Raw genomic sequence first — 23478 nt, 5'->3', positions numbered from 1 at the left:
CAACAAAAGCATTACAATTACAGCGTAACTAATCAAGGAAAATGAAGAAATATCGAAAGACATGCAAACTAATTGGTAATGAGGTAGAAACGAGGCAATTTGCATAAAACTGCTCTATTTGTAAAGGGTAGAAATATGCAGATATAGGCAAAAGTTCAGTTACTAAATCATTACCAAGATTGGGAATAGGTAACGAAATGCAGATATAGGTAACTGAAATTATTTGGTTCGTGTGTTTGTTGCTTCGGTCGGCAGTTTTCTGCATAAGTAAGGAACGCTTTGAAATTGGTAATTTTGCCACAAAATATCAAAGCGTATGAAAACAGAGAAAATGAAGGTGTTGCTCTACCTCAAAAAGAGCGGAAAGGATAAGCAGGGTAAAGCTCCCATTATGGGACGTATCACACTTGGAAGGAGTATAGTACAGTTTAGTTGCAAGCTATCTTGTGATATAGATTTGTGGAGTCCTCGTGAAAGTAGAATGAGGGGCAAGAGCCGTGAGGCGGTGGAAGTGAACGGAAAGCTGGATAGTTTAGTACTTTCCATTCAGTCCGCTTATCAAACATTGCTGTCCAAAGGACAGGCATTTACTGCCACGGACATCAAGGAGCAGTTTCAAGGGAGCGTACAATCTCGGTGTATGCTTATAGAACGCCTTGATAGGCTTATCAGGGAGAAAGAAGAACACGTTGGAATAGATATTAAGAAAGATACGCTATCTAATTATCACTCTACACGAAGCAATCTTTGCACATTCATCGAAGAGAAATATAAGGTAGAGGATTTAGCTTTCTCACAACTATCTGAAAACTTTATTTATGATTTTAGAGATTTTTTCTTGGGGACATTAGGTTTTCAAGAGAGCAGTTTCTATGGTGCAGCTTCCCAAATAAAAACCGTATGTAGGTTGGCATACCGTGAGGGATTGGCTGACACCTTGTTGTTTGCTAATGCAAAAATAGTAAGAGGAGATAAGAAGCTACCCAAAGCTCTTGATAGGTGTTCGCTTGACAAACTAATGAAGATACAGTTTGAAGAGTTAGAGGAGGAAATGGAAACCGCAAGGGACTTGTTTGTCTTTGCTTGCCATACGGGTGCAGCCTATTGCGATTTGATGGAGTTAAGCAGATTGCATCTTGTCCGTGATGATGAGGGAAGTCTTTGGCTGAAGTTCAACAGGCAGAAGACAGGCGTACTTTGCCGTATCAAGTTGTTGCCCGAAGCCATCAGGATAATAGAGAAGTACAAGAGCGATGAAAGGGAAAGCCTATTGCCACAGATGAAATATGCCACCTATCAATCGTATCTTAAAGCATTGCGCCTAAGAATCGGCATAGCCTTTCCCTTTACCACGCATACGGCAAGACATACCTTTGCCACGCTCATCACACTTGAGCAGGGAGTGCCGATAGAAACGGTGAGCAAGATGTTGGGGCATAGCAACGTGAGTATGACCGAACGGTACGCAAAGGTTACACCACAGAAACTGTTTGTGGAATTTGAGCGTTTCCTTTCTTTCACGGAGGATATGCAGATGAGTATTTAGCCATAGAGTAGAAGCATTAAAACTAAAATCATGATGAGAAGTACATTCAAAATACTGTTTTATATCAACAGACAAAAGACCAAAACAAATGGTCAGACTTCCATACTCTGCCGTATCACGATAGATGGCAAGAACTCTGTCATTACCACAAACGAAGAATGTAAACCTGCGGAGTGGAATACTAAACAGGGGACGACAACGGACAAGAAAATCAATCTTCGACTGCAATCATTCAGGGAACTTGTAGAAAAGACCTATCAGGAACTGCTCCTAAAAGACGGAGTGGTAAGTGCTGAACTGCTTAAAAACAGATTGCAAGGGATAGCGACCTATTCCTCTACATTATTAGGACTTAGTAGAGCAGAATTACAAATGGTAAAGGAAGGTATTGGTAAGTCAAAGATGGAAAGTACATACACTAACCTTTGCTATGCGAATAGAATGCTGTGTGAGTTTATCAAGGACAAAGGCAACGAGGACATTGACATCCGTACCATCACAGAGGAGCTATTTGAGGAATACCGCTTCTTTCTTAAAAAGAAAGGGTTGAAAGGTTCTTCCATTAACAACTATCTTTGTTGGCTGAGCCGTTTAATGTTCCGTGCGGTAAGTCAGCGCATCATTCGTTATAACCCATTTGAACATGCGGAATATGAAAAGGTGGAAAAGGCAATTCGTTTTCTTAGCAAGAGTGATGTAGCAAACCTGATGGCAATGAAGATGTGTGATAGCGATGCCGAACTTGCAAGGCGGATGTTCATCTTCTCCTGCTTCACAGGTTTAGCCATTACGGATATGGAACACTTAACGTTTGGACATATCAAGAGCGCAGCGGACGGACAGATGTATATAAGAAAGGAGCGTCAGAAAACAAAAGTAGAATTTATAGTGCCGTTACATCCCATAGCCAAGACGATTATCGAGCAGCAAAGGCAACTAAAAGCGGTGAAAGAAGAAGGCAATAACATGGATATGGATAATCGTCTTATCTTTCAACCTTGTTGCAGTAGAAATGTGTTGGCAGCGAAGTTAAGCATCGTAGGCAAGGCTTGTGGTATCAAGCAACGCTTGTCCTATCACATGGGAAGACATACCTTCGGAACGATGTGCCTAAGTGCAGGTATTCCCATAGAGAGCATCGCCAAGATGATGGGACACGCATCAATTGCAAGTACGCAGATTTATGCGCAGGTAACGGACTGCAAGATTTCCAAGGATATGGACAGGCTTATTGCCAAACATAAGGCAAAAGAGAAAGAAACGGCAGACATCAAGGCTATATCGTACATCGTTACAAAAACTAACAAAAGCATGGAGGAAACAGTATGAAAACGAGGGACAATTCACAGACAGAAGTAAAATCCAATCAATACAAAGAGCGCAGTTACTATGAATGGGGCTGCAATCTGCAGGTCGTCCGCAAAGGAAATGGAGAAATAGCCATGACGGAGAGTGAACTTGCAAGGTTCTTCGGGGTAACATGGAAAAAGCTTAATGGTAGGCTTAAAGCAATAGTCCACAATCCCAACCTGCACCCTGATGAAAGGAGTGCAGGTGAGAGTGTAATGGTCAGAGGCAATGAATTGGCAGGTTATGCACCACTTTACCCGTTCCCAATCATCATTGCCCTGTCCTTTCATTTGGATAACACAGAAGCCCATTTCTTTAGAAAGTATATCATCCAAGAGTTACAACGACCGAAAGCAACCATAACACCGATATTCCTTTTTGGAGGTACGCAGCATTAAATTATCTCTATCTTTTTCTTTCACCGATATTATCCTACTACATAACTACAAGAAGGGTAAAACGATGAAAGAAAAAGGATTAGCTTGTAGTCAAATAATAAAAATCAACACACTACATTTCTACTACATTCTACGCTCGCCGAACATCTACTATATTAAGGTGATACGGCTTAAAAATATTAAGAATAAAAATCATCTTTTAAAAAATAGTTTATTACCTTTGTAAGCAATATTTTGTATTAATATGTCAAATAATGAATATGCAGGCGTATTAAATCGCTTAAAATTAATCCTTGTAGAACAAGGAAAAACTAACAGATGGCTTGCTGAGCAATTGGGTAAGACCGAGCATACCGTATCTCGATGGTGTCAAAACAAAACGCAACCTTCAATGATTCAATTGGGTGAGATTGCGAGAGTATTGGATGTAGATGTTAGACTATTGATTAAACCGACAAAAGAATAAGCCTGTGGGAACCAATTTCTTTACAAATGAAAATCAAAATACCCTTTTAGAGAAATTTGAGGGTGTTTTCAAATATAAGCAAGTGCATTTCTTTGATGTTCTTGTAGGATATTTCTGTGCTTCTGGCTATTTCAAAATTAGGAAATTTATAGAGCAGACGCCGAAAATAAGGTTTCTCGTTGGTATCAATGTTGATAAACTTACTGCACAAGCAAATACACAAGGGCTTCTTTTCAATCCCGATGAAAAACAATCTCAAGAAGAATTCTTTTATGAGCTGAAAAAGAATATTCAAGAAGCTCAATATGATAAAGAAGTCGAAGATGGAATGTATCAATTCATAGAAGATATTGTGTCGGGGAAAATAGAAATGCGCATTCATCCCAAACAGAATATCCATGCTAAAATTTATATCTTTAGAGAAAAGGAATACCATCCACATGGTTATGGTTCTGTCATAACGGGTTCAAGCAATCTGACAGAAGCTGGACTCGAAAAGAACTTTGAATTCAACGTAGAGTTACGGTATGACGATGATATTAAATCTGCCACCGACACCTTTGAACGTCTATGGAATGAAGCGGTGGGAATAGACTTGTCACACATAGAAACCATAAGGAAAGAATCGTATCTTAATCCGAACTTTACACCTTATGAAATCTATTTGAAATTCTTGTTAGAATACTTTGGAAAGAGTATCGATTTTAATCCTAATTCTGTATCAGACTTACCGAAAGGCTTTAAGAAACTCTCTTATCAGATTGATGCTGTAAATGATGGTTTTGCAAAGATGATGAAACATAATGGTTTTTTTCTATCCGATGTAGTTGGATTGGGGAAGACCGTAGTGGCAGCCCTGATTGCCAAAAAGTTTTTCTTCACCAATAATTTTCCAACATATCGCTCTCATGTGTTGGTTATAGTTCCCCCAGCTTTGAAAGACAGTTGGGATGAGACCTTGTCTAAATTCAAAATAGACAATTACAATATTATTACAAATGGAAGCCTACACAAAATAAAAGACGCGTCTCTTTACGATTTGATAATTGTTGATGAGGCACATAAGTTCCGTACCGACACTGCGACCATGTACAACGAACTTCAGAAGTTGTGTAAAACTCCCACTCGTCATCAACATACAGATGGAACCCTATACAATAAAAAAGTGATTCTCGTTTCGGCAACACCATTAAACAACAAACCCGAAGATATTGCTAACCTTGTATATCTTTTTCAAGATTCTAAGGACAGTACTCTCGAAGAAGGAAACCTACAACGTTTCTTCAGAGAGCAGATAGATGCCTACAAGAAAGTGAAAGCAGAAAAAGACAACTCTGTCATTGCAAGTAAAGTAAGAATCATCTATGAGAAGATACGTACAAAAGTGGTAGAACCCCTAACTGTTCGCCGTACACGTACAGACTTATTGGAGAATGAAGCCTACAAAAAGGATTTGGATGAACAAGGAATTGAATTTCCGACAGTACACCAGCCACAGCCTTTATATTATGAATTGGATAAGATGTTGAGTACACTTTATGATAAGACTATCAAGGTGTTGAGCAATAAGAAAGAAGGCTTGACTTATTTCCGATACCAAGCCATTAAATATCTTAACGAAGATAAAAAGAAGAAATACAAAAAAGCAGATCAAATATCACTTCAGCTGGCAGGGATTATGAAAACCTTGCTCGTGAAACGGCTTGACAGTAGCTTCTATGCTTTCAAGCAGTCGTTGAAACGATATTATGATGCAAACAGCGTTATGCTCAAAATGTTTGAGAAGGGAACTATTTATATTGCTCCTAATCTGAAAGTAAATGAACTGCTGAACAACGGTAAGGAAGATGAGTTGATTAAGCTGATAGAACAGTCTGTGTATACAGACCCCACCATAGAGGTATGTACGCCTGAAGATTTTGTAAAACCTGTTTATATCGATGGATTAAAACATGATGATGCTTTGTTAAAGGATTTAGTAGCAGAATGGGACAAGATAGATTATGATCCCAAACTGGATGTGTTCCTCGATAGGTTGAATAATCAGCTATTCAATAAGTCCATCAATTACGAGGGAAAGTTGGTCGTATTCTCAGAAAGTAAAGAAACGACAGCCTATCTCTCGGATAAGTTAAAAAAACAAGGGTACGGCAAGGTGCTGACGATAAGAAGTGACAATCGCACTGAAAAGATGCCTTTGCTAAATGCAAATTTTGATGCTAACTATAAAGGGCATAAGAAAAACGATTATAATATTGTGCTGACAACAGAAGTTCTGGCAGAAGGAGTCAATTTGCATCGGGCTAATGTGGTAGTGAATTACGATACTCCATGGAATTCTACACGTTTGATGCAGCGTATTGGGCGTGTGAACCGCATTGGCAGTACTGCTAAAGATATTTATGTTTACAATTTCTATCCGACGGAGAAAGTAAATAATGATATAGAACTTGTGAAAAAAGCCAAGATGAAACTCTTTGCCTTCCATTCGGCACTGGGTGAGGATAGCCAGATATATTCATATGAAGAAACGCCTGAAACCTTTGGTTTGTTTGACAAGGGTCTTGATGAAGAACGCGATGAGAAATTAAGCTATTTAATGTGGCTGAGAAAACAGAAAGAAGAAAGTCCCGCTTTATTGAAGGCTATTGCAAAAATGCCTTTACGTGCCCGGGTAGGCAGGAGAAAAGATAATGCAGACAAATCAACATTGGTTTTTGTTCGCAACGAAAAACGAGATGCTTTCACGCTTGTTCATGAGGATGGAAAAATGGAAGAACTTACTTTCCTTGAAGCAGTGAAAATATTTAAGGCTGATGTGAACGAAAAAGCCATCCCGTTGCACGGGCTTCATCATTTCCAAATAGAGAAAGTACTTGAGAATTTTTCAGAGAAATCTGAGGCTGAAAAGGGTAATATTCTCAAAGTAAATCCTTTACAAGGACCAAATGAGAAAAAGGCAATAGCCTATCTCGATAGTTTTCTGACTATACAAAATATAACAGAAAAGGAAGCTGAACTCATTCAGCAAGCTAAAAGAGCTATTACAACGGGAAAGTTTCAGCAACTGCAAAGAGAGGTAAACAAGCTGAAAACTACAACAAAGAAGATGCCTGTAAAATTACCTGTCCTTTTTGGACAAATGATGAAAATTCTTGCATCCTATCCTTTGTTGACAGAGCCTAATACTGCCTCTGCGAATGTTATAGCAAGCAAACAACAGCAAAAAGAATCGTTTAATCCCGAAATTATCATTTCTGAAAGTTTTTGTTCTTGATTGATTATGAGTGAGACAAATCGTATAGAATACAAGTTGGGACTTACCCCCGATTTGGATATAGAAAAAGAAGTAATAGCCTTTCTGAACTACAAGGAAGGAGGTTATATATACATTGGTGTAGATAAAAATGGGAACACTGTCGGGGTAGATGATGTAGATGCCTGTATGTTACAGTTGAAAGATCGTATAAAAAATAACATCTCACCATCGGTTATGGGGCTTTTCGATATATCTACAGAAGAAAGAGAAGGCTGTTCTATTGTCAGGATTACCATTGCAAGCGGAATAGAAAAACCTTATTTCAAGTCTAAGTATGGTATGACTTCCAAAGGAACATTCATTCGTATAGGAACTTCGGCAGAACCAATGCAGCAACGACAGATCGACCGTTTGTTTGCCATGCGTACCCGAAATTCCATAGGTCGGATTATCTCAAATAGACAAGATTTGACTTTTGAGCAGCTTCGTATTTATTATGACGAACGTGGTAAGCGACTGAACGATAATTTCAAACGTAGCTTGGAATTGTTGACTGAGGATGGCAAACTTAACTATGTGGCATATTTGTTGGCTGATGAAAACAATAATTCTATAAAACTTGCCAAATATTCAAGTCTTGACAGATGTGATTTGATAGAGAATAACGAATACGGCTATTGCTCATTGATAAAAGCAACAAAGAGTGTGTTGGCAAAATTGGAAATCGAAAATAAAATATTTGCTTCCATCACATCCGCAGAACGAGTAGAAAATCCAATATGGGACAAGATAGCATTGCGCGAGGCTGTTGTTAACGCTATTGTGCACAATGACTATTCGTTTGAGGTACCTCCCAAGTTTGAAATATTTCCCAACCGTATTGAGATAACATCTGCAGGAAGGCTGCCTGAATCGTTAAGTCGTGAGGAGTTCTTTAACGGTATCTCCATACCGCGCAACAAAGAACTGATGCGTATTTACCGTGATTTGGAACTGGTAGAATCGTTGGGTTCTGGCATTCCCCGCATACTCAGAGCCTATGGTGAAGATTGCTTTACATTTACAGACAATTTTGTCCGTATCATCTTCCCCATTTCCAAGAAATCTCAACAACAGGTTGTTACTGTTGATACAGAGAAAAATGTGCAACTTAGTGTACAACTTAAATCGCTGATTGTCAGTGTAAATAGGCAGATGCTTTCTATTAATGAAATATTGCAAGTGTATAAGCAAGTGTATAAGCAAGTATACAAGTCGCACTGGTATTTCAAAAAGAAATTCATTCTCCCCGCTATGCAACAAGGTTGGATAGAGATGCTATATCCCGACAAACCCAATCACCCCCAACAGAAGTACAAACTTACGAAAAAGGGCTTACAGTTGCTTAATACTTTCATTTATCAAAACGAATAAAACAAATAATATTGTATATGGATAAGGCTGAACTGAGAAATAGGTTGAAAGATAATTTCAATCTTGAAACATGGAAAGACATTCTTGGCAAGATGTTTCATAGGATAGACTATCTTTCCGTTCCCAATATCATAGAAGACAAGTCGGTAAGAAGCGGTGGACAGATAGGAACAATACATCTTGATGACAATCGCTCGTTGGCTCTCTTTGCAATAGAAGTAGTCGATAATATAGATATAGCGCGCAACAGAAAAGGGCTTCGCAATATTGCCATAAGATATATTGACCAAGATATTATTCATGGGGTGTTGGTGTTCTATTATTCAAATAAACAGATTGATTATCGACTCACTTTCGTATCTAAGGGTACTGCATTCAATGAAGCGGGAGAGTTCGAAACAAGAGAAACAGCCCCAAAGCGTTATACATTCTTATTAGGTGGTAACGAACCATGCACTACTGCTACTATCCGATTATATGAATTGGTGAAGAAAGAAAATGTATCATTGTCCGATGTTGCCGATGCTTTCTCTGTGGAACGGCTCAATAAGGATTTCTTTAAAGGATATAAAGGACGTTATAAGAAGTTCTGTGATTTCCTTACAGGAAACACAAAGAACAATCGTGACTATGTTAAAAAACTGCTTGGACGTCTTGTCTTCCTTCAATTCTTGCAGAAAAAAGGATGGATGGGTGTACCAGCAAGCAGCAAAACATGGGAGGGTGGCGACAAAGCGTATATGCAGAAACTTGTCGAACATTATAAAGATAATGAAAGGTTGTTGAGTGATGTTTTGGAACCTCTTTTCTTCAATACGCTTAACGAATCCAGACCCAACAATATTGTTGATACTCGTCTTGGTAAGAATATCAAGATACCTTACTTGAATGGTGGTCTTTTCGATAAAGACGCTTTGGATAGCAGGAATATTGATTTCCCTTACTCCTATTTTCAAGAACTGATGGAGTTCTTTTCGGAATACAACTTCACCATCGATGAAAACGACCCTGATGATGCAGAAGTAGGTATTGACCCTGAAATGTTGGGACATATCTTTGAGAACCTATTGGAAGACAACAAAGACAAGGGTGCGTTCTATACGCCGAAAGAAATAGTGCAATATATGTGTAAGGAGAGTATAGTACAATATCTCACGACACATGCCGAAGAAAAATTGCATAATGCCATCAGAAAACTTATAGTTGAAGGCATTGTATGTCCGGAATTGCAGACAAAAGTTGTAGCTAATAAGATTTACGACTTGCTAAAGAGCGTAAAGATCTGTGACCCTGCAATCGGGTCAGGTGCTTTTCCAATGGGAGCGCTTAACGTACTTTATCACACTCGGCGAGTCTTGTTTGGCTTTTTAAAATCATCAGAGAATTTTTCTCATGCCCAAGTGAAACGTGAAATCATACAGCAAAATATCTTTGGCGTGGATATAGAGCAGGGAGCTGTTGATATAGCCCGCCTCCGCTTTTGGCTGGCTTTGGTTGTTGATGAAACAGAACCACAACCATTGCCCAACCTTGACTATAAGATAATGTGTGGAAATTCGCAACTTTGTCGTTATTCGCTCAATATGCCTATTAAGAGTGTCTTTGTCGAATATAATCGTTTGGGGAGATTAAAAGCAAAAGGAACAGTTTGGAATGATTTTACATTAGAAACTTATAAGCAGTTAGTGACGTCTTACACAGAGGAACATTCTAATAAACAAGTTTTGCGTGATAAGATAGCGGACATAAAGAACTGTTTCAAAGTTACGTTAGCTGCTGGTGACATAAAAAAAAGGCAAGCAGCAGAAAATACGGTATTAGAATTTGAGGCAAAGCCTCTTTTCGGAGAAAGTAAAGAGCGACTTGATCCTAAAGGTTATAAAAAAGCTAGGGATACTTTGGCAAAAATGAGAAAGCAAGAAGCAGAGATTTTAAATAACCAGTTCTATAAGGATTCCATTGAGTGGAGATTCGAATATCCTCAACTGCTTGATGCAGAAGGTAATTTTACAGGCTTTGATATCATTATAGCTAATCCTCCTTATATAAAAGAAGGAAGGATGTCGAAAGATTTCTTTGAGCCATACAAGAAATCTCCATATTACAAAGGAAAGATGGATATATGGTATCTCTTTGCATGCAATTGTATAGATCTGCTTAAAGAAAATGGGACTCTCTGTTTCATTGCAACTAATAATTGGACAACTAACTTTGGAGCAAGCATATTGCGGAACAAGGTAATAAAGGAAACACGCATTTGTAATCTAATAGACTTCGGAGCAGTTATGATGTTTGAAAGCGCAAGCATTCAAACGATGATAATGCTGTTTAGTAAAGATAAGGTTACAGATGACTATTCCTTTGATTATAGACGTCTCACAACAAACAATGCAACAGAGAAAGATGCTATCGCCTTATTAGACGGAACTTCTATTAACTCTGTGTGTTTTCAGCCTGTTATAAGAAGGGGAAATTATCTGAATAGTAATTTAACTTTCTCTGATAATAATAATATCTTTGAATTGATAACAAGTGTTAGCAACGTAATATATTTAAAAAATGATGAAGTTGCACAGGGTATAGTATTTCCGCAAGATTTATTAAATGCTAAAGGTGCAAAAAAGTTAGGAGACAATTATTCTGTCGGTCAGGGTGTGTTTGTCTTATCAGACTCTGAAAAAAAAGGTCTCAATTTAAGTGAATTAGAATTATCGTTGATTAAGCCTTATTATACAACAGAACAAATTGGACGATATAATGTCAATCAAAATCATTTACAGTGGACGATCTATACAGACTCAAATTATAAGGCTCCAAACAGCTTGGATAATATGCCGCATATAAAACAGCATTTAGATAAATTTCAAAATATTATTACATCAGATAATAAACCATATGGATTGCATCGGTCTCGAAAAGAGTTTTATTTCAAAAATGAAAAAATAATTGCCACAAGAAAGTCTATTGATAGACCAAAGTTTGCGTATTGTAATTTCGAGTGTTTTGTTTCACAAACATTTAATATGATACATACTACACGAGTTAATATGAAATTTTTAACTGGTCTTCTAAACTCTAAACTAATCGAGTTCTGGTTAAAGAATAAAGGTAAAATGCAAGGGGCAAATTTCCAGTTAGATAAAGAACCATTAATGCATATTCCAATAGCTGTTCCAACTCAAGAGATTCAGCAGTTAATCGCCAAATTGGTTGACTGTATCATATTTATTAAGAGTACACATAATGAGCGTATAGATAAATTCATTTCCAATGATTACTTAGCAAAGATGTTTGAACAACTCATTGCTGGATGTATCTATGAAATTTATTTGGGAGAAGAATTGCATCGTATAGGAATTCATGTGTTTGACACGATAAGAAACATTATTGAGAATGACAATATAGACAATGAAAATTTGACATCTGTATCTGATTTGTATAAATCCATTGAAGAAACTGGAATTATCCAAAAGTTAGATAACTTGGAACATTATAGTCCAGATGTTTTAAAACCTATAATAAAGAACTGATATGGCAAGCATCAAAGAAATTGAGATAGAAGGTTTCAAGGCTTTTCCCAATAAATTTAACCTTGAATTAGGAAAGAATCTACTGATGTATGGCGAAAATGGAAGTGGCAAATCATCTATCTATTATGCACTTCACGCTTTATTGCAAAGTGTTTATAAATCAGATCGAGGAGCAAAGTATTTTAATAATGAAAACAGCGATGAAAATCTCATCAACATCTATAAGTGGGCTGATATAGGAGACAATGGATTTATGCCTCATATCAAGATTAAACTTGATAATGGACACCAATGGGAGCTTAACCGTAATGGACTTTCAAGTCCTGACACTACGGATGATTCTGAATTGCGTTTGCTAAATAAGACAAGTGCATTCATCAATCATTCTTATATTTCTCGATTCCGTTCTGCAAGAAATTCAGAAATGATAAATTTGTGGAATGTCTTTATTAAGGACATTCTACCTTTCTATGTTCCAGTAGGTGCAGACAAAACACTTGCCGATACCTATTATGATCTTGTGACAAATCGCCCCTATAAAGTACGAAATGATATAAACAAGTTTAATGAACAATTATCAGGGTTTATAAATAGGGTAAATAGTAAAGCAGCTGATATATATAATCAATATTTTAAAGATGAAGATGAAGCGGATATATTCATACAAGTCAAATATGCGAAGGATAATGATAGAATAAATAATCCATATCATGAAGAATTCCAACTATTGTTTAAGAGGCAAACTGCAGGCGGAGCTTATGTCTGGCGTTATCCTAAAATCGGTCTTCATATAGAAGTTGATAATATCTCTATTCAGAAACCTCAATCGTTTTTCAACGAAGCGCGTTTGACAGCAATAGCTTTGGCTATTCGCTTTGCCTGCTTACAAAGTGAAAATCCACAAGATGGGCAATTCCTTGCTATTGATGATATGCTTATCAGCCTTGATATGAGTAATCGAATGAAAGTTGTGGAATATTTGCTTTCTGAATATACCCAATATAAAATCTATCTATTCACACACGATAGGGCATTTAACAACTTCTTATGGAATAAAATATCAAAAAAAGAGCGTAAGAACCAATGGCTTCACAAAAGAATTTATATGAGCCAATCTGAACCTGTGCAAATAGATGAGGATGGCGACAATATCTCTAAAGCTAAAAGATTTTATGGCATACAAGATTTCGAGACATCAGCAATCTACTTACGAAAATGTTTAGAGGAAGTTATAGGCAATTTACTTCCATATGAACTAAAAGCATCGGCAGGTGGTAGTTTCTTATCTTTAGAAACATTATGGGCAAAACTTGTTAGATATTATTCAGACAATGGTATGTGTATAGACCAAGAAATACAGGATTTATTTAACGACTCAAAACTTCTTATTCTTAATCCAGCAGCGCATTTTCAAAGGTTATCCTCTCCAATCTATAAAGAAGAGTTAGGGCAGGTTTTTAATTTATACAACAAATTGATAGGACTTGCAAAAATTGATACTACATTGTATATTAAAAAAGATAAAGAAATTATATTTAAGCATTCTACAAAAAACTATATATGTAGCTTTACATTGGATAAGGATTTATGTATTCAGGAGGATAGTAGAGTTATTTGCACAATGCCAAAGTGTACGAATATTAGTTGGAAATATAATGAGATTGAATTTTATGATTTTGATAAAGAGAAAGCAAATTTAGATCATCCATTAAAGAAAGCAACTCCAAAACTAAACCGATTTATAGAAGGAATGTTGAACTTGCCATTAGAACTTACGCAAGAAAAGTTTCTTAATAATTGCAAAATTGAGGGGGTATCTCTTAAAGATTACTTTAAAGGCATTAATGTTGTATCTTTGATATTATCATCATCAAAAGCATAATATGAAATGTATATTCTGTCATAAAAAAAGTTCTAATTCAAGAAGTGTTGAACATATTGTTCCTGAGTCATTAGGTAATAAGAGTCATATACTATCTAAGGGTTGTGTATGTGATAATTGCAATCATTATTTCGCTGTAAAAATAGAAAAAGAATTATTGGAGCAATCATATTTTCGTTCTTATAGGTTTCGTAATGAAATTCTAACCAAAAAAGATAAGTTTGTTAAAGAGCCTGCAATATTTCCAGGTCTATTAAAATCTACAGAGATAACGATGCAAACTACGAATGAAGGTATAATGGCATCATTTAATGATGAAGATATATTCAAAATGATTCAAAATAGGACTAAAGGTATAATGATAACAGCTTGTATTCCCCATCCAGAATATCCCAACCAAATAGTATCTAGATTTCTTGCAAAATGTGCTTATGAATATTTCCTTTATTCGATGGGAGAATCTAATTATAATCTCTGTATTCAAGAATTTTTATCAGAAGATTCTGACCAATTACAGCCTATTAGAGAGTATGCACGTTTTGGAAAGAAACCTAATTGGGAATATCATCAAAGAAGAATATATTCTGAAGGAACCTTATTTAAGGATACAAGATACGATTCCCCATACGAGCTCTTACATGAAATGACATTGCTTGCTACTGACGTACAATATTTAGAAGATGGTTTTACAGAGATGGTATTATATTATATTCTTGCAATAGGTGGTATAGAATATGCAATTTGTTTAAATAATCCAGATATCTCAGGCTATCAAAGGTGGCTGGTAGAACATGATTTCCATTCACCATTGGAAAAGGCAACAGAATGGAAATTGCCAATTGGTTTGTCTGATGTAAATCCCATTCTATTATAGAAAGACGATGATAGGTTTCATAAATAATAAAAACAATTTTTTTGAGCGTATAAAAGAGTTAGGCAAGAAAAATGCTTCAACATTAGGTTTTATGCCGCAAGGTGCTTTCGAGGATTATGCTAAGAGTAGATGCATTATTATAGCCTATGATGACGAAAAACTCATGGGCTATTTGATGTATCGTATAGTACCACGTTATTCTCGAATTAATATAGTACATTTATGTGTGGCTGATGATTTTCGCGGGAAAGGGGTTTCAAAGCAGCTCTTAGATACTTTAAAAGAGAAATATAATCATCGCTACAGAGGCATACAGATTAGCTGTAGAAAGGACTTTGCACATGCAACAGCTGTATGGGAAAGAAACGGTTTTATTTCTTTAAAGGATATAAGAAGTCGTAGTTTGGAAGAACATTACCTCAGCCTATGGTGGTATGATCTAAAGCAACCCAACTTATTTAATAGTAGCCTTCCTACCGAAACAAAGGTAAGTGCTTTACTTGATGCAAATATAATAATTAAACTCAGAGATTCCCAAAAGGGTATAACATTACCTCCAACGGAGAATCCGCAAGTTTTATTGGCAGATTGGCTTACCAATGAAACGGAACTGTGTTATGCACCTGAGACTTATAATGAAATCCAAAGGGATAAAAATATACAGCGCGCTAATTCAACAAGAACTTTTCTAGATAATTTCAGAATGATAGAAGTTGATGAAATCAAAATGAACAAAACTGCAAAAGAATTAGAGCGTATAATCTCAGGAAGTTCAAATAATGATATATCTGATAGAAAGCAGATTGCCTCTTGTATAGTTTCTGGTATTTCTTATTTTATTACATATGATGCACGTTTACTTAACAAGCGAGAGGAAATTGAGGAATCCTACGATATACAGATATTTAATCCGCAAGAATTTATCCTACAGATTGATAAACTTCTACACAAGGAAGATTATTCTCCAAGATTCTTAAAAGGTGTAGCTTATCATACGATTTCCCAATCTGAACCTAAGCATATCCAAACATTTATTAATTGTTTTTGGTTACAAAAGGGTGGGGAAAGTAAAACTGAATTTCACACAACTGTATACAGGATTATCAACGCTTCTTCTGGACAGCTTTTTGTCGTAAACCAAAATGGTAAGGCAATAGCGTTTTATGGGACGAATGAAGAACAAACATCTATCGGTTTGGAATTCGTGAGAATCATAGAAACCAAAGTTTCCTTATCCTTATTCACACAAGTGATATATACTATCTTACAGGATGGATTAAATAAAGGTAAAACAGAGTTCTTTGTTAAGGAAAAGTTCTTAACAGAACATCAAATAACTATTCTTGAAAATATAGGATTTGTCAAACAAATTAATGGAATATATAAAAAATATGGAGATAGCCAACTCGTATCACGAAATGACATTCCTGTTTTATTGAAAACTAAATTCAATATACAATACAAAGATATAGCAGAAAACGTGTCATTATTTGACTTGGAAAAGATGTTATTCCCTCTAAAGATACAGGGATTAGATATTCCTATCTATATCATCCCCATCCAATCTTTATGGGCAGGACAGTTGTTCGACTCTATAACTGCCAGTGAAGATATTTTCGGAGCTATACCTGAGAAATTATGGAGCTTTGAGAATGTTTATTTTAGGCACACTCGTCCTATAACAGAAAAAGCACCAGCGAGGATATTATGGTATGTCAGTGGCAATAAGTATAATTCGCCTCGGTCAAAATCAATAATAGCAACTTCCTATCTTACGGAAGTAATGACAGGGAAGCCTAAAGAGTTATTTCGTATAAATAGTCGTTATGGTATCTACGAATGGTGCAATATTGCAAATTTGTGCAATAATGATATTGAGAAAAATATACGTGCACTAAAATTTAGTCATACAGAAGTTTTCCAACATCCTATACGGTTTACCCATATAAAAGAAATTTTTATAGAGGAAGGGCAGAAGGTTAATACTTTTGCCTCGCCTGTTCTTACTTCAGAATCTATTTACTTTAAAATTTATCAATTGGGGAAATGGGGAAAAACAAGATAAAACATAAATATCTTTTTATGTCTATAAAGCCTGTATATGCTTATAAGCTAATACAGGGAACAAAAGATATAGAATTAAGAAAAACCAGACCTCATGTAAGTAGAGGAGATTATGCTATCATCTATGCATCTTCTCCTGTAAAAGCTGTAATAGGTTTTGGGAAAATACGTGATATTATTATATGCCCCCCTATTAATATGTGGGAAAAGTATTCTGACCGATTAGGTATAGATGAATTATCATTCAAAAACTATTATAAATCATCTTCAAAAGCTATAGGTATAGAATTTGATTTTATACGTTCAATTGCTCCTATATCTTTAGCTAAGATACGAGCTGTAGATCCAAATTTTCATCCTCCACAAATATACCACTATATTGATGAAAATGAGATACAAGCAATATTGCCCCATGCTATAACGAATTAAAATCAAATTGGAAATAGGAAAATATTTTTTAGGAAGTATGGTATTGGAGTTTCTACCGCAGTAGTAACTCCAATACTTTTACTTTCTAGTAACAGTTTTATTTTGGGTATGACGCTTCATCTACTTTTCAATATCTTCTCCAAGTCCGAAGCCTTGTAGAGTATCTTCCCTGCAAACTGCGTGTAGGGAATAATCTTTCTGTCTCGATAGTCTTGCAAGGTGCGAGGGCTTATATACAGCCGCTCGCACACCTCCTTGCCCGTTAGGAAATGCTCACCGCCAAATAGAGGCTTGTGCGTTTGTGCCACTTCCTTAATTCTCCTGTTCACACAGTGGATAGCGGACAGCACTACCTGCATATCGTCCGTGTCCATGTTCAAATCTCTAATTGTTTCCATCTTTTCATTGTTTGTCTATTTGTTGCTCTTGGTTTTCTCTGATTTTGTCTGTAACAACCGCTCCACATCTTCACGCTTATAATAGCACTTGTGTCCGATTTGTGCAAACGGCAGCATGCCCGTATCTCGGTAATGCTGTAAGGTGCGCTTGCTGATGCCCAGTAGCCTACACACATCACCATTGTGCAGCCAATCTGTGTGCTTACTCGATTCTCCAAATACCTTATGGCAGGTCTGGGCAAGAGCGAGGATTTCGTCCCTAAGCATCGCCCATTGTTTGTCGGTAATGATAAAATATCCCATAGTGTTATATTGTTTTGTTTATATTTTCCTTTTGCGATTTGCTTTTCATCGCATGTTTCTGCGTGCAAAAGTATGCGCTTATTTCCAATCTGCAAAGCAGTGGGGAACAGCAGGGAAGAATAGGGAAACCGAAGGAAATGCGGTTATCTTTCTTACTATTCTGTAGTTCCCTATCTTCCTTTTTCTAGGTTTGTTTTAGTCAAAGCAATACAGTGCAGATTGGAGTAAATAAGTACATACTTTTCTTGTAGTATTTCTATACTTGCTCCCTTATATTAGCCTGAAATCCTTATTTTCCAGCTTCTTTCTGTCAGAAATCCGTGAGAAATTCATTGCCAATGAGTGCAACATTATGCAAGCATGCTCAGATTGCTTGGAACATTGATATTCTCACCGTAACTTCACTCTTGGAAACCAAAACGGGTAAACAATGAAAAATGAAGCAGATAAAAGCAGAATGAAAACAACAGGCAATTCTACCGAACGCAGGGGAAACACCTCCAAGAACAGCGAAATAGAAACCTATCTCCGTGCGCACTATGTGTTCAGGTATAATACCGTGCTGGACAGAACGGAATACCGTAGCAATAAAGATGTAGACTGTCGTTTTACAAAGGTTGGTCGCTATGAAATCAATTCTCTCCGTAGGGAGCTTGATTTAGATATGGGCATCATTACCTCCTCCGACAATCTCTATTCCATCATCGAAAGCAGCTTTTCTCCACGCATCAATCCCATACAGGAATACTTCAAGGCTTTGCCAGAGGTTGATGCTTCAGAAGTGCTGCACAAGATAGAGGTAAACCAAAGCACAATAGCCAACCTTGCATCGTGCGTTATCGTCCGCAACTCTGAAAAGTGGCTGCCATACCTTACCAAATGGCTGGTTGCAGTGGTTACCAACGCTATGGACGACCGTGAATGCCGCAACCATACCTGTCTTGTACTAACAGGGGAACAAGGAAAGTTCAAGACTACCTTTCTTGATTTGCTTTGTCCGCCCGCGCTTAAAGGTTACAGCTACACAGGAAAAATATATCCGCAGGAGAAGGACACACTTACTTATATCGGTCAGAACCTCATCGTAAACATAGACGACCAGCTCAAAGCCCTCAACAAGCGTGATGAGAATGAACTCAAGAACCTTATTACCTGTCCTATGGTTAAATACCGTATGCCTTACGACAAGTATGTGGAGGAACACTCTCACTTGGCGAGTTTTGTAGCATCGGTAAACGGCAATGACTTTTTGACCGACCCGACAGGAAGCAGGCGTTTCCTGCCCTTTGAGGTACTTGCCATTGACATAGAACGAGCAAAGGAAATTTCTATGGATGCCGTCTATACCGAAGCGAAGGCCCTTTTAAAATCAGGCTTCCGCTATTGGTTCAATGATGACGAGATAGCGGAGCTATACAGGGAGAGTGAGGACTTCCAAGTGCAGACCGCTGAAATGGAACTACTATTACGCTGTTTTGAAAAGCCAACAGAGGACAATCCTCATTGTGCTTACATGACCACTACCGAAATACTCGCTTATTTAGGTGTTTATACGCATCAACCTTTGACATTCAAACGTATGGGCGAAGCACTCAAAAGAGCTGGCTTTGAAAAGGTAAGCAAGAGGCGTGAGGGTTGTAGTCCTGTCTATGTGTATAAGATTAGGAAAATCCACCCCTGCCCACTGGTAAATAGCTGTGGTAGTTTGATGTAGTAGCGTGTGTAGTATTGTTGTTTACTACAACTTATACCTGAATGTCAATCACTTACAATCAAAATATATGTAGTAAGAAAAAAGTGAAAAAAGTTTTTAGGGGAAAAACTTTATGAAACGAAAAAACATAAATGAAGTTTGCGCTATCAGCATAATCAAAATATAATCCGATATTAAAATCAGAATGAATAAATGTTCAACTAATAATTATAATGACAATGAAAGAAGAAGATTTATCACGCATTAAGCGATACCCCATAGTGGAGTATCTTGAAAGGAAAGGTATCAAACCAGTGCGCAGGACACCTGCCTATGCTCTCTACCGTTCACCATTTCGTGAAGACACGCATCCAAGTTTCAAGGTAGACACAGAGAAGAACCTCTGGATAGATTATGCCGAAGGCAAAGGCGGAAGTATTATCGACCTTTGTATGCGGTTAAAGGGCTGCACACTGTCGGAAGCCATCCGCATTTTGGGGCAGAATGCTCCCGATATAACGCACGTTCCTCGTAGAGAAAGTGTTCAAGGCTCTTCCAAGCAAGAAAGTATCAGACAAGCAGTGTCTACAAGTGGAGTAAGGAGACTGATAGAAGTATCAGACACCTTACCTCCACACTTATTAAAGTATCTTGAGGAAGACCGCTGCATCAATTTAGAAAAGGCTATGCCCTTTCTGCGTTGTATCAGCTATGAGGTAAGAGGGCAGCACTATCAAGCCATCGGCTTTGCCAATCAATCGGGAGGTTATGAGCTTCGGGATAACGGCTCTTTCAAGGGAACGATTGCTCCGAAGGATATTACCCCCGTGTTCACGGATAAGATAACGGATAGAATGAAACCGGTCTGCGTGTTCGAAGGTTTTATGGACTTTCTATCCTTCCTTTCAATGAAAAAAGAAATCATCAGCCATTGCCTTGTGATGAACTCCGTGAGTAATGTGGCAAGGAGCATTCGCTATCTCAATGACAGGCAAGTGTCCTCCATTCGTACCTTCCTTGACAATGACGAAGCTGGACGGAGAGCTACGGAGGATTTTATGGAGGCTGGTTTCAAGGTAGATGATATGTCCGTGCATTACAGGAACTTCAAAGACCTCAACGAATATCACATCCACAGGATGCGTGAACAGCAGAAAAGCCTATCATTGACGATGTCACAAACACAAACCAATCCCATAAAGGTAAAACAAGTTAAACATAAAATGAGATAAAGACATGGAAAAGAAGAAAACAACAGAAGAAGAGTATGACCTTTCATATTATTTGGGTGGTAACGAAGAAGATACCAATTCAAAGCCTAGCAAACAAAAAGACAAGTTTATCCCTGAACGGGAAGTGGTCAGGAAGCAGGAAAAAAGAACACCCATGAACCAGTCGGGTATTCCATCGGAGAACTCGGAACATGAGCAGCATGTTGTATCATCACAGGATGCAGTGCCATCACAGCACACAGAGAACACAGCCGTTCAAAGACGCATCAGCGCCAAGATGAGAAAGGAAACGCTTGAAGCCTACAAGCAAGCCTATCTTGTTCCAACTAAATTGATAGGCCGAAAGGCGGTCTATCTGAGCAGGGAGACACAGGAACGGGCGGACTTCATCGTGCGCAGATTGGGCGACAGGGGCAGCAACCTTTCAAGTTTTGTGGAGAACATCGTGCGCCTTCATCTGGAGGAATATGGTGAGGATATAGAGAAATGGAGAAGATTGTAAACCGACAGAAAGGGACGAGGGGGATAAGAGGAGGAACATCTCTTTCATTTTCACTTCTCCATCAACCCTTTTTCGGGAGTATGAAAACGGACATTTGTCAAGCATACTGAACGGTGGGAATGCCACGAACGCAGTCAGACACGGAATGTCGTGCATTCACTTTTTGGCAACAAAACGCCTTATGCGTAAACGGTCTGTTAGGGTAGCATTGCAAGACGTCAGTTTGTACCCACAAACTGCTCTTGCTCCCCTTGCTAAACTATCGGGGAGGTTAGACCGTAATCACTCCGGTCTCATCGGTCATCATTCAGAAATTAAGCAGCAACGAATCATCCATACTGATTAACTTTCAGAGAAACTTATATGAAGAAATACAGAAGAAAAGCTACCCAATGGCAGCAGAAGGACAATGAAGAAAAACAGATGAACAAGAAGGAATTCATCAAGGTTAGGTGTACTTTGGAGGAGAAGCAGCGCATCAAGGCAAAGGCAGAAAGCACAGGGCGGAAGTTCTCCGAGTACTGCCGTGAGATTCTTTTGAATGGTGAAGTGGTAGCCGTTCCCAAGATGACCGACAATGAAAAGGAAGCCATTGCCGTACTCCACCGAACGGGAATGTACTACGCACAGGTTTCCAACCTCATCAGGATAAAGGACGAGTCATGGGTGCCGATAACCAAGAACCTTTCCATATGTGCCAAAGAAGCATTTAAGCGTTTCTTCGACCCTCACTTTCGCATTGGTGACGATATATATAAGGTCTTAAATCTGCCGAGGTATGATAGGAAAGTGTAAGGCGATAGCGCACGGAAGTACGGCTTTAGACTATATTTTCAGAGAGGGCAAGTTAGGTAATCGGCTTGCCTTTCATAACCTTTGTAGCAGAGAATCAAAGGCTATTTACGAGGAAATGAAGTTGGTCAGCGATTACAATACCAGATGCAGAAACAAATTCCTGCGCATCGAAATCGGCATTGCACCACAGGACGAGAAGAAACTATCAGTTTCTGAACTTGTCCAAATAGCCCATCTGTTTGCCAAGAAAATGGGACTTAACAATCACCAATGGGTAGCAGTTACCCATAAGGATACAGACAATAGACACATTCATATCATCGCCAATCGCATCAGTCTGTACGGAGAGGTCTATGACACCACCTTCGTGAGCAACAGGGCAGCAAGGGTGGCGGAGGAAATCAGCAGGGAGAAAGGTTTGACCATCGCAAAGGAAGTCAAAGCCAAAAGGAAACATCAGAAAGCGAAAGCCAATGCCACGAGAGAGGAAACAAAGAAAGAACTACAAAGGGTATGCTACGTCCTGCTTGAAAAGTACAAAGGTATAGGTTTCACAGGACACTCCATGTTCCTCTACGAGCTGAACAAGCAAGGAGTAACCATAGAGCGCATGAAGAACAAACAGGGCAAGGTCTATGGCTTGAAGTTCTCATACGGAGAATATGCGTTCAAGGCATCGGAAGTCGGTAGGGAGTTTGGCTACCGTTCTTTGCAAAAGAACTTTGAGGCAAGTCGGAAAGCCGAAACGAATGTATCAGACCAAGTAATACGCAAATCGTCAGAAAATACAGATACCATGGAAACAGGCTATCAGCTCGTACCCCCAAGCCGTTCATATAGCCCACGACCAACAGAGGAAGTTCCACAAATTGCAAAGGCGGTAAGCGAAGTGTCAGATGCAGTCATCAGTGCAGCCGATGAAATAGTGGAAGAGTTAGGAGAAATGATTTCACCATCTTCACATAGCGAAGATTATGCAGAAGCAGCATGGCAGCGCAAGCTCAGATACCAAGCCAACAGAAAGAAGAAGCGAGGGAGAGGATTGTAGCCAACCCAAACCACACAGCAACAACCCAAAGTGCAGAAACGTAAATATTTCGTCATAAACGCTTGTTATTCGGTAACAAAGTATTATCTTTGCAAACAGAATAACAAGCGTTCTTTGTTAGGCAGAAAACAGCGACACCAAGTAGTTCGCTCGTTTCCAAATCGTTACCTATTCAGTTTAACAAACAAGGTAACTTGTTTATTTCCAATTAGTTGTATTTTAGAAATCATCTTTTTTTGTTATTGTGGTGATAAATATTTACCTTTGCAAGGTATGTAGCAAATCATTGCAAATAA

Annotated in this window: 18 protein-coding genes and 1 pseudogene; 17 read left to right on the top strand and 2 right to left on the bottom strand. The window is 38.1% G+C overall.

Features of this window, described 5'->3' with window-relative positions:
* Positions 1 to 316: 316 nt before the first annotated feature.
* The 12 genes and pseudogenes from HMPREF0669_RS06905 (at position 317) to HMPREF0669_RS06855 (ending at position 17211) form a co-directional block, all read left to right on the top strand.
* On the top strand, positions 317 to 1546 hold the full coding sequence (locus HMPREF0669_RS06905; RefSeq protein ID WP_020967275.1) for a site-specific integrase: 1230 nt from the start codon (positions 317 to 319) through the stop codon (positions 1544 to 1546).
* Positions 1547 to 1576: 30 nt separating this feature from the next.
* Entirely contained in the window at positions 1577 to 2875 is a 1299-nt protein-coding gene (locus tag HMPREF0669_RS06900) for a site-specific integrase (RefSeq protein ID WP_044045664.1), read from the top strand.
* Entirely contained in the window at positions 2872 to 3294 is a 423-nt protein-coding gene (locus HMPREF0669_RS06895; RefSeq protein WP_009228201.1) for a hypothetical protein, read from the top strand. The genes HMPREF0669_RS06900 and HMPREF0669_RS06895 overlap by 4 nt, the downstream gene beginning before the upstream one ends.
* 244 nt (positions 3295 to 3538) lie before the next feature.
* Positions 3539 to 3760, top strand: a complete 222-nt coding sequence (locus HMPREF0669_RS06890) for a helix-turn-helix transcriptional regulator (RefSeq protein ID WP_009228202.1) — start codon at positions 3539 to 3541, stop codon at positions 3758 to 3760.
* 4 nt (positions 3761 to 3764) lie between these two features.
* Positions 3765 to 7037, top strand: coding sequence for a helicase-related protein (locus HMPREF0669_RS06885; protein ID WP_009228203.1), 3273 nt, complete (start codon positions 3765 to 3767; stop codon positions 7035 to 7037).
* Positions 7038 to 7043: 6 nt separating this feature from the next.
* Entirely contained in the window at positions 7044 to 8432 is a 1389-nt protein-coding gene (locus HMPREF0669_RS06880; protein ID WP_009228204.1) for an RNA-binding domain-containing protein, read from the top strand.
* Between the two features lie 17 nt (positions 8433 to 8449).
* Complete coding sequence (locus tag HMPREF0669_RS06875) at positions 8450 to 11962, top strand: N-6 DNA methylase (protein ID WP_009228205.1); 3513 nt, start codon at positions 8450 to 8452, stop codon at positions 11960 to 11962.
* Position 11963: 1 nt separating this feature from the next.
* Positions 11964 to 13844 carry an ATP-binding protein gene (locus HMPREF0669_RS06870; RefSeq protein WP_009228206.1) on the top strand — a complete coding sequence of 627 codons (1881 nt, stop codon included), beginning with the start codon at positions 11964 to 11966 and terminating at the stop codon, positions 13842 to 13844.
* A 1-nt stretch (position 13845) separates the two neighbouring features.
* A pseudogene (locus HMPREF0669_RS10585) lies at positions 13846 to 13947 on the top strand (HNH endonuclease); the annotation flags it as partial.
* A 171-nt stretch (positions 13948 to 14118) separates the two neighbouring features.
* Positions 14119 to 14718, top strand: coding sequence for a hypothetical protein (locus tag HMPREF0669_RS06865; protein ID WP_232236457.1), 600 nt, complete (start codon positions 14119 to 14121; stop codon positions 14716 to 14718).
* A 7-nt stretch (positions 14719 to 14725) separates the two neighbouring features.
* Positions 14726 to 16783, top strand: coding sequence for a GNAT family N-acetyltransferase (locus HMPREF0669_RS06860; RefSeq protein WP_009228208.1), 2058 nt, complete (start codon positions 14726 to 14728; stop codon positions 16781 to 16783).
* The gene (locus HMPREF0669_RS06855; protein ID WP_009228209.1) at positions 16765 to 17211 is read left to right on the top strand and encodes an ASCH domain-containing protein; all 447 of its coding nucleotides are present in this window, start codon (positions 16765 to 16767) and stop codon (positions 17209 to 17211) included. The genes HMPREF0669_RS06860 and HMPREF0669_RS06855 overlap by 19 nt, the downstream gene beginning before the upstream one ends.
* 116 nt (positions 17212 to 17327) lie before the next feature.
* On the opposite strand, the gene HMPREF0669_RS06850 is transcribed toward HMPREF0669_RS06855, so the two are convergent.
* Positions 17328 to 17609, bottom strand: a complete 282-nt coding sequence (locus HMPREF0669_RS06850) for a helix-turn-helix domain-containing protein (RefSeq protein ID WP_020967272.1) — start codon at positions 17607 to 17609, stop codon at positions 17328 to 17330.
* Positions 17610 to 17624: 15 nt separating this feature from the next.
* Positions 17625 to 17912: a helix-turn-helix domain-containing protein gene (locus tag HMPREF0669_RS06845; protein WP_009229098.1), complete on the bottom strand. Its 288-nt coding sequence runs from the start codon at positions 17910 to 17912 to the stop codon at positions 17625 to 17627.
* Between the two features lie 430 nt (positions 17913 to 18342).
* Here HMPREF0669_RS06845 and HMPREF0669_RS06840 point away from each other — a divergent pair, with 430 nt between their 5' ends.
* The 5 genes from HMPREF0669_RS06840 to HMPREF0669_RS06820 all read left to right on the top strand — a co-directional run bounded on the left by HMPREF0669_RS06840 (position 18343) and on the right by HMPREF0669_RS06820 (position 23182).
* Positions 18343 to 19626, top strand: a complete 1284-nt coding sequence (locus tag HMPREF0669_RS06840) for a VapE domain-containing protein (RefSeq protein WP_018361489.1) — start codon at positions 18343 to 18345, stop codon at positions 19624 to 19626.
* Between the two features lie 218 nt (positions 19627 to 19844).
* Positions 19845 to 20837, top strand: coding sequence for a toprim domain-containing protein (locus tag HMPREF0669_RS06835; RefSeq protein WP_009229096.1), 993 nt, complete (start codon positions 19845 to 19847; stop codon positions 20835 to 20837).
* A gap of 4 nt (positions 20838 to 20841) precedes the next feature.
* Positions 20842 to 21339, top strand: coding sequence for a DUF3408 domain-containing protein (locus HMPREF0669_RS06830; RefSeq protein ID WP_020967271.1), 498 nt, complete (start codon positions 20842 to 20844; stop codon positions 21337 to 21339).
* Positions 21340 to 21702: 363 nt separating this feature from the next.
* A complete protein-coding gene (locus tag HMPREF0669_RS06825; RefSeq protein ID WP_009227789.1) occupies positions 21703 to 22134 on the top strand; it encodes a hypothetical protein in 432 nt (143 codons plus the stop codon).
* A complete protein-coding gene (locus HMPREF0669_RS06820) occupies positions 22118 to 23182 on the top strand; it encodes a relaxase/mobilization nuclease domain-containing protein (protein WP_018361492.1) in 1065 nt (354 codons plus the stop codon). Before HMPREF0669_RS06825 ends, HMPREF0669_RS06820 begins: the two co-directional genes overlap by 17 nt.
* Positions 23183 to 23478: the final 296 nt, after the last annotated feature.

The organism is Prevotella sp. oral taxon 299 str. F0039, assembly GCF_000163055.2.
In the GTDB taxonomy this organism is placed as follows: Bacteria; Bacteroidota; Bacteroidia; order Bacteroidales; family Bacteroidaceae; genus Prevotella.
The sequence above is the reverse complement of the archived record's forward strand: the minus strand, read 5'-3'. Positions and strand labels throughout refer to the sequence as shown.

Coding starts and splice junctions, on each gene's coding strand:
- HMPREF0669_RS06870 (WP_009228206.1), top strand. CDS start 11,964: ATGGCAAGCATCAAAGAAATTGAGATAGAAGGTTTCAAGGCTTTTCCC.
- HMPREF0669_RS06825 (WP_009227789.1), top strand. CDS start 21,703: ATGAAGAAATACAGAAGAAAAGCTACCCAATGGCAGCAGAAGGACAAT.
- HMPREF0669_RS06880 (WP_009228204.1), top strand. CDS start 7,044: ATGAGTGAGACAAATCGTATAGAATACAAGTTGGGACTTACCCCCGAT.
- HMPREF0669_RS06865 (WP_232236457.1), top strand. CDS start 14,119: ATGCAAACTACGAATGAAGGTATAATGGCATCATTTAATGATGAAGAT.
- HMPREF0669_RS06875 (WP_009228205.1), top strand. CDS start 8,450: ATGGATAAGGCTGAACTGAGAAATAGGTTGAAAGATAATTTCAATCTT.
- HMPREF0669_RS06845 (WP_009229098.1), bottom strand. CDS start 17,912: ATGGGATATTTTATCATTACCGACAAACAATGGGCGATGCTTAGGGAC.
- HMPREF0669_RS06820 (WP_018361492.1), top strand. CDS start 22,118: ATGATAGGAAAGTGTAAGGCGATAGCGCACGGAAGTACGGCTTTAGAC.
- HMPREF0669_RS06840 (WP_018361489.1), top strand. CDS start 18,343: ATGAAAAATGAAGCAGATAAAAGCAGAATGAAAACAACAGGCAATTCT.
- HMPREF0669_RS06890 (WP_009228202.1), top strand. CDS start 3,539: ATGTCAAATAATGAATATGCAGGCGTATTAAATCGCTTAAAATTAATC.
- HMPREF0669_RS06860 (WP_009228208.1), top strand. CDS start 14,726: ATGATAGGTTTCATAAATAATAAAAACAATTTTTTTGAGCGTATAAAA.
- HMPREF0669_RS06895 (WP_009228201.1), top strand. CDS start 2,872: ATGAAAACGAGGGACAATTCACAGACAGAAGTAAAATCCAATCAATAC.
- HMPREF0669_RS06850 (WP_020967272.1), bottom strand. CDS start 17,609: ATGGAAACAATTAGAGATTTGAACATGGACACGGACGATATGCAGGTA.
- HMPREF0669_RS06835 (WP_009229096.1), top strand. CDS start 19,845: ATGAAAGAAGAAGATTTATCACGCATTAAGCGATACCCCATAGTGGAG.
- HMPREF0669_RS06855 (WP_009228209.1), top strand. CDS start 16,765: ATGGGGAAAAACAAGATAAAACATAAATATCTTTTTATGTCTATAAAG.
- HMPREF0669_RS06900 (WP_044045664.1), top strand. CDS start 1,577: ATGATGAGAAGTACATTCAAAATACTGTTTTATATCAACAGACAAAAG.
- HMPREF0669_RS06905 (WP_020967275.1), top strand. CDS start 317: ATGAAAACAGAGAAAATGAAGGTGTTGCTCTACCTCAAAAAGAGCGGA.
- HMPREF0669_RS06830 (WP_020967271.1), top strand. CDS start 20,842: ATGGAAAAGAAGAAAACAACAGAAGAAGAGTATGACCTTTCATATTAT.